1 protein-coding gene and 2 pseudogenes are annotated in these 1,805 nt (G+C 74.7%); 2 read left to right on the top strand and 1 reads right to left on the bottom strand.

What is annotated here, in order from left to right; genetic code table 11:
- Positions 1–583, top strand: a pseudogene (locus tag KBX39_RS30370) (ATP-dependent DNA ligase); the annotation flags it as partial.
- Between the two features lie 10 nt (positions 584–593).
- On the opposite strand, the gene KBX39_RS30365 reads toward KBX39_RS30370, so the two are convergent.
- Entirely contained in the window at positions 594–1,418 is an 825-nt protein-coding gene (locus KBX39_RS30365) for an SURF1 family protein (protein ID WP_043330989.1), read from the bottom strand.
- A gap of 134 nt (positions 1,419–1,552) precedes the next feature.
- Here KBX39_RS30365 and KBX39_RS30360 point away from each other — a divergent pair.
- A pseudogene (locus KBX39_RS30360) lies at positions 1,553–1,805 on the top strand (cobyrinic acid a,c-diamide synthase); the annotation flags it as partial.

Below are 1,805 nucleotides of genomic sequence, written 5' to 3'. Positions count from 1 at the left end.
GGCGGCCCGGGCCCGCGCGGTCGACGCCTCGCTGCTCGTCGACCGGATCGAGGTGGACGACGCGGAGCAGGCGGCCACGGCGTTCGCCGCGGCGGTCGACGCCGGGCAGGAAGGCGTGGTCGTGAAGGACCCGGCCGCGCCCTACGACGCCGGCCGGCGCGGCTCGGCCTGGGTCAAGGTCAAGCCGCGGCACACGCTCGACCTGGTGGTGCTCGCGGTCGAGTGGGGCAGCGGCCGGCGCGAGGGGTGGCTGTCGAACCTGCACCTCGGCGCCCGTGACCCGCGAACCGGTGAGTTCGTCATGCTCGGCAAGACCTTCAAGGGGCTCACCGACGAGATGCTGCGCTGGCAGACCGAGCGGTTCCTGTCGCTCGCAGTGGAGAAGGGCGACTGGGAGGTGCGGGTCCGGCCGGTGCAGGTGGTCGAGATCGCCTTCGACGGGGTGCAGACCAGCAGCCGTTACCCGGGTGGCATGGCCCTGCGCTTCGCCCGTGTGCTGCGTTACCGCCACGACAAGACGGCCGCCGAGGCGGACACGATCGACGCGGTCCGCGCCATCCACGCCGGCCGGATCACCGGCTGACCGGTCCGGCTCAGGCGGAGGTGGGGGCGGCCGGCTCGGCGGCCCGGTCCACCGGCTCGCCCGGCTTGTCCAGTCCGGCGAGGCGCCGGGCCTCGCGGCGCGCCACCCAGCCGTAGCCGAACAGGCTCATCACCGCGAAGATCCACCACTGCCACACGTAGCCGAAGTTCTGCCAGTTGTTCGTGTGCCCGATCTGCACCGCCCGGAAGGCCGGGTCGGCGGCCGGCGTCTGCCCGTCGAGCAGCACGTAGCCGCCGGTCACCGGATAGGGGAGCTGCTCGGCCAGGCGGGGGATGTCGATGCGCCGGGCCTCCAGCTTCCCGTCGCGCCGGCTGACCCCGCCCCCGCCGCTCTCGCTGGCGACCACCCGGCCGGTCACTGTCACCTCGCCGCCCGGCGCCGCCGGCACCTGCGGCTGGACCGTCGCGCCGGCCCCCGGGGCGGGCGGGATCCAGCCCCGGTCGACGAGCACCGCGCTGCCGTCGGCGAGCACCAGCGGGGTGAGCACCTCGAAGCCGACCGTCCGGTCGACGGTCCGGCCGCGGATCAGGACGGTGTTCGCGCTGTCGTACCGGCCGGTGGCGGTGACCCGGCTCCAGGTCAGCTCCTCGGCCGGAGCGGGACCGACGGCACCCGCGCCTCCGGTGGGCGCGGGCAGCGCGTCGCGCAGCGGTGCGGGCGTCATGGTGGCTCCGGCGTCGATCCGGTCGTTGATCGCCGTGCGGCCCCGGTAGCGGTCCAGCTGCCAGTTGCCCAGGAACACCATCACCGTCGCGGCGACGAGCGTCAGCGCGAGGTAGCCGAGCCAGCGCGGGGTCAGCAGGAACCGGTACACGTTGGCCAAGGCTACCCGTATGAGCGATGCCACTCGCCGTCGCCGGGCAGAAACGGCGGTACGCGCGGACGTCGCGGGCCGGGCCGGGCGGGTATGGTCACGCGGGCGGAAACCACCCACATCAGGAGTCGATGATGACCGACGTGCCGCGCGTCGTGCTGAGTGCGCCCTCCTCGGGTCACGGCACCGGCGCCGTCTCTCTCGGCCTGCTGGCGGCCCTCGCCGACCGGGATCTCCCGGTGGCCGGCTTCAAGGTCGGGCCGGACCAGGTGGACGCGGCGTACCTCGGGCTCGCCGCCGGCCGTCCCGGGCGCACGCTCGATCCGAGGCTGGTCGGTCCGGAGCGGATCGTCCCGCTCTTCGCGCACGGCGCGGCCGGGACCGGGT

Origin of the sequence: Micromonospora sp. D75, assembly GCF_018070405.1 — a bacterium.
Lineage (GTDB): Bacteria > Actinomycetota > Actinomycetes > Mycobacteriales > Micromonosporaceae > Micromonospora > Micromonospora chalcea.
The sequence above is the reverse complement of the archived record's forward strand: the minus strand, read 5'-3'. Positions and strand labels throughout refer to the sequence as shown.